The sequence below is a fragment of the Corallococcus aberystwythensis genome, from assembly GCF_003612165.1.
GTDB lineage: Bacteria > Myxococcota > Myxococcia > Myxococcales > Myxococcaceae > Corallococcus > Corallococcus aberystwythensis.
Map to the genome: position 1 here is coordinate 1 of NZ_RAWK01000393.1, position 6,781 is coordinate 6,781.

General features: G+C 71.9%; 6 protein-coding genes. 5 read left to right on the forward strand and 1 reads right to left on the reverse strand.

The annotated features are described in order from the left end of the window. Positions 1–541, forward strand: a 541-nt coding sequence (locus tag D7W81_RS38575; protein ID WP_147445780.1) for an SGNH/GDSL hydrolase family protein, incomplete at its 5' end; no start/stop codon positions are given. 47 nt (positions 542–588) lie between these two features. Here D7W81_RS38575 and D7W81_RS38580 read toward each other — a convergent pair. Continuing rightward, positions 589–2,514 (reverse strand): GGDEF domain-containing protein, encoded by a 1,926-nt coding sequence (locus tag D7W81_RS38580; protein WP_120560349.1) that lies wholly within the window; start codon positions 2,512–2,514, stop codon positions 589–591. A 215-nt stretch (positions 2,515–2,729) separates the two neighbouring features. Here D7W81_RS38580 and pgeF point away from each other — a divergent pair, with 215 nt between their 5' ends. The 4 genes from pgeF to D7W81_RS38600 form a co-directional block, all read left to right on the forward strand. Then, entirely contained in the window at positions 2,730–3,488 is a 759-nt protein-coding gene (gene pgeF, locus D7W81_RS38585; RefSeq protein WP_120560350.1) for a peptidoglycan editing factor PgeF, read from the forward strand. An 88-nt stretch (positions 3,489–3,576) separates the two neighbouring features. Beyond that, positions 3,577–4,455: a tetratricopeptide repeat protein gene (locus D7W81_RS38590; RefSeq protein ID WP_438503400.1), complete on the forward strand. Its 879-nt coding sequence runs from the start codon at positions 3,577–3,579 to the stop codon at positions 4,453–4,455. A gap of 27 nt (positions 4,456–4,482) precedes the next feature. Further along, positions 4,483–5,700: a LysM peptidoglycan-binding domain-containing protein gene (locus D7W81_RS38595; RefSeq protein WP_120560352.1), complete on the forward strand. Its 1,218-nt coding sequence runs from the start codon at positions 4,483–4,485 to the stop codon at positions 5,698–5,700. Between the two features lie 143 nt (positions 5,701–5,843). Next, positions 5,844–6,781 (forward strand): DNA-processing protein DprA (locus D7W81_RS38600; RefSeq protein ID WP_147445781.1); only part of this gene is annotated, 938 nt, incomplete at its 3' end.

A 6,781-nucleotide genomic window follows, 5' to 3' on the forward strand; every position in this document is an offset into this window, starting at 1 on the left:
GTCGCAGGGCGGGGGCTATCCCGACCGGCTCGCCTCCCGCCTCCGGCAGGGCGGCCTCCCCGTGGGCCATACCAACCTGGGGCAGAGCGGCGCGCGCGTGCGCGACGTCGTCAACAACGCCCTCAAGCGCGTCATCGCGTTGCAGCCCACGCTGATCACATTGGGCGTGGGCACCAACGACATCTGGCGCGGCACCGAGGTGGCGGAGTTCCAGGACGACCTGGACCGCATCGCCCGGCGGCTGAAGCAGACCGGCGCGTCCATGGTGGTGGTGAACATCGCGGACATGGCGCTCGCGCCCATCGCGAAGATGGTGCCCAGCGCGCTGTACGAAGGGCGCATCGAGCCGTTCAACACAGCCATCGCCTCGGTGGCCCGCGCCCACGGGCTCCACCTGGTGGACCTCTACGAATCCAGCCGGGAGATGATCCCCCGGCGTCCGGACTTCTTCTGCTCGGATGGCTTCCACCCGTCCGCGGCGGGCTACGACGAGTGGGCGGACCTGATGCTCCCCGTGGTCCGCACGCTCGTGCAGCGGTAGGACCCGGCCCGGCGGCAGGGCAGGGCGCTTCCTTCCGCCCTGCGCTCCTACGCCTTCGCGATGCCCGAGGGCGCGGGAGGCGTGGAGGGCGCGTCCGTGGGGGGCGCGGTGATGCTGCGCTCGCGGCCCGGGTGCACCTCCATGCCGGGCTCGAACGCCGTCACGCGGTTGCGCCCCGTGCGCTTGCTGCAATAGAGCGCCGAGTCCGCGCAGTCCACCAGCGCGTCCTGCGACGTCGCGTCCGTGGGGAAGTGCGAGACGCCAATGGACACCGTGACATGTCCTCCGGGCAGCCCCGGACGGCTGAGCGTGACGGACTCCGCCACCGCGCGGCGCAGCGTCTCCGCGACCTCCACCGCCGTGGCCTTGGACACCTGCGGCAGGAGCAGCACGAACTCCTCGCCACCGTAGCGTCCCAGCGTGTCCACCTTGCGCGCGCGGGTGCGCAGCACGTCGGACACGCGGCGCAGCGTCTCATCCCCGGCGCGGTGTCCGGCCAGGTCGTTGAGCCGCTTGAAGTGGTCCACGTCCACCATCAGCAGCGCCAGCGGCACGCCGAAGCGCTGGGCCCGCGCCAGCTCCAGGTCCAGCCGCTGGAAGAGGTGACGGCGGTTGGGCACGCCCGTGAGCGTGTCCGTCAGCGTGAGCTTCACGGTCTCCGCGTGCAGGCGCGCGTTCGTCACCGCCGTCGCGGCCTGATCCGCCACCGCGGTGAAGAGCTCGATCTCCTCCGCGGAGATGCTCGCCGTCTCCGGCCGCTGGAAGTTGATGACGCCCAGCAGCGTCTCCGCGTGCACCACGGGCACCGCCAGCAGCGAGCCCCGCTCGGAGCCGCCGCGCAGCCCGCGCCGCGCGAAGATGCTGGTGCTGTCCGTCAGGTCCGGTAGGTACACCGCCTTGCGCGTCTGGGCGGCCCGTCCGCACGCGCCCTCGCCCATGGCGAAGGTGTGGCCCTCCAGGCCCCGGCCCTGCGGCCATGCGTGCTTCACCTCCAGCAGCCCCTCCTCGTTGAGGAGCATGATGGAGAAGTCGGGGATGTGCAGCCGCTCCACCACCAGGTGGGTGATGCGCGACAGGAGCTCGTCCAGCTCCAGCGTGGTGTTGAGCGAGCGCGCCACGTCGAACAGCAGCGACAGCTCCCGCAGGCGCCCCTCCAGCTCGTCCTTCAGCGCCAGCTTCTCCTTCACCAGCTGGAGGTCGCGGTGCGTGTCGATCTCCTCCACCTTCATGGAGGTGAGCCGCGCGAGCATCGCGTTGAAGGCCGCGCCCAGGCGCGAAATCTCGTCCGTGCCCTTCGCCTCGGCGCGCACCAGCAGGTCCCCGTCCGCGGCGCGCCCCATGGCCTCGCTCAGCCGCTTGAGCGGCGCGGTGAGCACGAAGCGCAGGGACAGCCAGGTGACGAGCGCCAGGATGCCCACGAAGAACACCATCGCGCCCAGCGCGTCCTGCAACACCGTCTGGAGCTGGCGGTGCAGCGCGGGCTTGCCCAGGCGCACCTGGAGCACCCCCATGCGCTGCGCGGCCTCGCCAGTGTGGCAGCCGGAGCACTCCGGACCGCCCAGGGGCCGCACCACCTCCGTGCCGCGGTCGCTGGAGCGCGCCGTCTCCGGCCCTGTCGCGGACAGCCGCTCGGCCTCCGGATGCGGATGGCCCTGCTCGGCCGGCCGCCGACTCCAGCGGATGCGCCCGTTCGGCGTCAGCACCCGCAGGTCCTCCACGGAGCGGAACAGCCGCGTGTCCGCCGACATCACGTCCGCCACCGCGCCATGCGGAGCCGCGCCCGGTGCCTGCGGCAGCGTGAAGGTGGAGGCGACGGCCTCCGCCAGCGCGAGCGCTTCCAGGTGCGTGCCCTCACGCACCGCCTGCCGCGCTTCGCGGGAGAAGTGCCCCACGCCCAGGAGCGCCACCACCAAACCGGGCAGGGCGATGCTCCACAAGAGCTTCCTGCCAATCGTCTCGGAACCGAGGGCCATGTGCGGGGCGCAGTGTGCTCCGCGCCCTCGCGGTCTGTCCGCGAGTGCCGGAGTGTTCAAAATTCTCAGGGGCATGACACGCCCTGTCAAACGTACCGACGTCGAAATATTGAACCAGGAGTGTTTTTTCCCAGCATGTTCCTGTTTTCAGGGGCTGCGCCCATGGCACGGTGGACGCATTCCTGAAGGCCGCGCCCGGAGATTGGAGTCCGCCCATGTCCACGCCTGAGTTCCTCACGTCCGCGCTGCTGCCGGTGCCGCACGGCTTCGCCACGCGCGCGGGAGGGGTGTCCGAAGGGCCCTACGCGTCGCTGAACCTGGGCTTCTCCGTGGGCGACGAGCGTCCGCGCGTGGAGGAGAACCACCGCCGGCTGGCCCGGGCCGCGGGCGCCGGGCTGGGCGCGCTCTGCCGGGTGTCTCAGGTGCACGGCGACACGGTGCTGGAGGCGCGCGGCGAAGCGGACGAGGTGCTGCGCCCGACGCTGGGCGAAGCGGATGCCCTGTGGACGCAAGGGGAGGGGAGCTGGGTGGCGGTGGGCACCGCGGACTGCGTGCCGGTGCTGATCGTGGATCCGCGAGGCAGGCGCGTGGCGGCGGTGCACTCCGGATGGAAGGGCACGGACCTGGAGATCAGCGCCCGCACCGTGGAGGCCCTGGTGGCGCGAGGCAGCCGGCCGGAGGACCTGCTGGCGGCGGTGGGCCCCTGCATCCAGGCGTGCTGCTACGAGGTGTCCCCTGAGTTGGGGGACCGTTTCCGCGCGCGCTTCGGCCCGGACACCGTCCGCGAGGGCGGCAAACCGCACCTGGACCTGCCACACGCAGTGAAGTCATCCCTCCTCAAGGCGGGGCTCCGGCCCGCCCAGGTGGACGTGCTACAGGCCTGTACGGCGTGTGATCGCGACCGGTTCTTCTCCCACCGGCGGGACGCAGGACGCACCGGGCGTCACCTCAACTACGTGCTGCACCGCTTCTAGCGGAGGCCCGCCCGGGTCGTTTTCTTGACGGTTTCCGACCGGCCTTCCTATCCTCGACCTGGAATCCCCTCCGTCCAGGCTCGTGCCGGTGCGTCCCTTCCTCTTCCGCCTGTTTGCCGCTGTCGCGCTGTCCGCGCCGACCGCCTGCGCCACCACCGCTGCTTCCCAGACGGAAGTGGGCCGGCTGGAGGCGGAGGTGCGCACGCTGCGCGCCTCTCAGGCCTCGCTGATGGAGCGACTGGAGCGGCTGGAGAGCCGCGACGCCGTCTCCCGCGCCCGGGCCGTGGCCCCGGCCCCCGCCGCATCCCCGTCGGCCGCCGCGAGCGCGAAGCCGGACGCCGCTTCGCCTGAAAAAGGCGAGGCGCTGGGCATGGCCCCGGCGGAGCTGACGGTGGTGCGGCTCAAGCCGAAGAAGGAACCCGCTCCGCGCATCAACACGGCGGTGGCGGTGGTGGAGCCGGACACGGATCAGATGGAGATGTTCATCTCCCCGGCGGAGGGCTCGTCGGGAACGGGCTCGGTGACGGGCTCCATGACGGGCTCGGGGACGCCGGCCCGCATGAGCATGGAGCCGCCGGAGAAGGATCCGGACATCCTCGACGCCGAGTACGAGCGCGCGGTGGCCATGCTGCGCACCGGCAACGTGGAGGGCGGCGTGGAGACGCTCACGCGCTTCGCGTCGGAGAACCCGCGCCACCCCCGCGCCGACAACGCCCTGTACTTCAGCGGCCTGGGCCAGATGGGCCTCAAGGACGCGGCCGGCGCGGCGAAGACGTTCGAAAAGCTCATCAAGAACTACCCCGCCGGGGACGCCGTCCAGGACGGCATGCTCCGGCTCGCGGAGTGCCGGGTGCGGCTGAACCAGGCCGTGGATGCCCGTGCCCTCTATACCCGCGTCGTCACCCAGTTCCCGGGGACGGCCGCCGCCACGCAGGCGGAGCAGCGGCTCGCCGCGCTCTCGCCGTAAGCCCTTTTTGTGAAAGGACGTCCTCCGATGCGCTCCCGGATCCTCGCCACCCTGCTCGTGCCCCTCACCGTCGCGCCGGCATGGACGGCTTTCGCCCAGGACGCGCAGGAGGAGGAGCCCCAGCCGGCCTCCACCGAGACGGAAGGGCAGGACATCTCCGACGACGTGGAGCAGCGCCCCACCTCCGTCACGCTCCCGCCCGGCGCGCCGCAGGGCCGTGAGACCGCGCCCGGCCAGGTGCACACCGTGGAGACCGGCGACACGCTGTGGGACCTGTCCCAGCGCTACCTGGGCAGCCCCTGGTACTGGCCCAAGGTCTGGTCCTACAACCCGCAGATCGCCAACCCGCATTGGATCTACCCGGGCAACAACGTGAAGTTCTTCCCCGGCGGCGAGGAGGTCCCCTCGCGCGTGGAGGCCGGTGACCTGCCCTCCGACGACATGTCCGCGCCCACGGACGTGAGCGGCGGCAGCCTGGTGTCCGTGGTCGGCAAGATCGGCTACGACCCGTCCAACGCGAGCCCGGTGACGACCAAGGGCTTCGTGACGACGCGCGAGTTGGACGAGGCGGGCCGCATCGAGGGCTCGACGTCCGAGGCGCTGATGCTCTCCGCCCCGGAGAAGGTCTACCTGCGCTTCAAGAAGCGCGGCGCCGCCAAGGTGGGCGACCGCTACGTCATCTTCCACACCGTGGAAGAGGTGAAGCACCCGGTGACGAACGCGCGCACGGGCTACCTCACGGAGCTCCTGGGCACGGTGCAGGTCGTCTCCATCACCAACGACGTGGTGACCGCCCGCATCATGGAGACGTGGGACCCCATCGCCCGCGGCGACCTGGTGGGACCCTCCAGCGAGAAGCTGTCCGAGCGCGTCGCCCCCAAGCCGAACAGCAAGGAGATCCCCGGCTACGTGCTCACGCCGATGACGCCGGGCCAGACGCTGCTGGGCGAGCACAACTTCGTCGTCGTGGACCGCGGCACCGCGGACGGCGTGCAGGTGGGCAACACCTTCACCATCGAGCGCCGGGGCGACCCCAGCCTGGATGTGCTCGGCCGCAGCGACTACAAGATGGGCGACGCGGGCAAGGGCCAGAAGGCCTACCCCTGGGAGGCCGTGGCCCAGTGCATGGTCACCGAAGTGCGTGAGCGCACCTCCAACTGCCTGCTGACCCGCTCCCTGACGGAGATCTCCGCCGGCGACCGCGCCACCATGCGCAAGGACGGAACGCCCACCGCCAGCCGCTAAGGCCGCGGGCGTCGAACGGCAGGAAAGCTGCATTCCGGCCCGCCCGGGAAGGGCGGGTCGCTTGACCCCCGAAGTTCGGGTGTTATGTGTCACGCCCCTCCCGAGACCACCTCTATATAGGTGGGAGACAGGCGGGGGACGGCATGGCGGACACAAACACGGACATCAACCCACACTGGGACGAGCAGCGCGCCACCCTGGCGCTCTGGGCCATTGCAGGCCTGGGGCCCCGGACGTTGGCCGCCGTGCGCGCGTTCGCGGGCGGGGCGCTGTCCCGGCTCGCCTCCACGCCCGTGCGGGACTGGGTGTCCGACGTGCCGGTGCCTGCCCCCGTCCGCCAGCGGCTGGCCGCCGTCGCATCGCTGGACACCCTGGCGTCCCGGACGGAAGAGGCCTGTGCACGGGCAGGGCTCCAGGTGGCCTTCGCGGGCACTCCGGCCTTTCCAGCCCTGCTGGTGGGCCTGGAGGACGCGCCGCCGCTCCTGTTCCACCTGGGGGACCCGGGGCCTCCCCGGCGCCGGCTGGCCATGGTGGGCAGCCGCCACCCGGACCAGGGCTTCCTTCCGTTCGCGCGCACCTTCGCCCGGAAGGTGTCGGAGGCCGGGGTGGGGGTGGTGTCGGGCGCGGCGGAGGGCGTGGACCGGGCGTGCCACTGGGGCGCCCTGGACGTGGGCGGGGAGACGTGGGCCTTCCTGGGCTCCGCGCTGGACGCGTTGGACCCCGCGCAGGCCCGGCTGCTGCCCCACTTCCTGGAGCGGGGTGGGGTGTTCTTCAGCGAGCTGCCGCCCGGAGTGCGGGCGAGCACGACGACCTTTCCCCGGCGCAACCGGCTCATCGCTGGCGCGTCGGACGCGGTGCTGGTGATGCGGGCGGGAGCGGACTCCGGGGCCCTCTACACGGCCGACGCGGCGCTGGCGCAGGGCCGGCCGGTGTTCGCCCTGCCCGGGGACGTCTGGCAGCCGGCCGCGGCGGGCTGCAATGCCCTGCTGGCGGACGGGCGGGCCCGCGCATGCACGTCCGCTGAAACGATCTGTGCGGTGGTGGGCGTTGACCCGGTCCGTGCGGTGCCGGCGGGGCGGGC

Excerpts from the sequence above, each read along its gene's own strand:
- D7W81_RS38580 (WP_120560349.1), bottom strand. The coding sequence starts at position 2,514 with ATGGCCCTCGGTTCCGAGACGATTGGCAGGAAGCTCTTGTGGAGCATC.
- pgeF (WP_120560350.1), top strand. The coding sequence starts at position 2,730 with ATGTCCACGCCTGAGTTCCTCACGTCCGCGCTGCTGCCGGTGCCGCAC.
- D7W81_RS38595 (WP_120560352.1), top strand. The coding sequence starts at position 4,483 with ATGCGCTCCCGGATCCTCGCCACCCTGCTCGTGCCCCTCACCGTCGCG.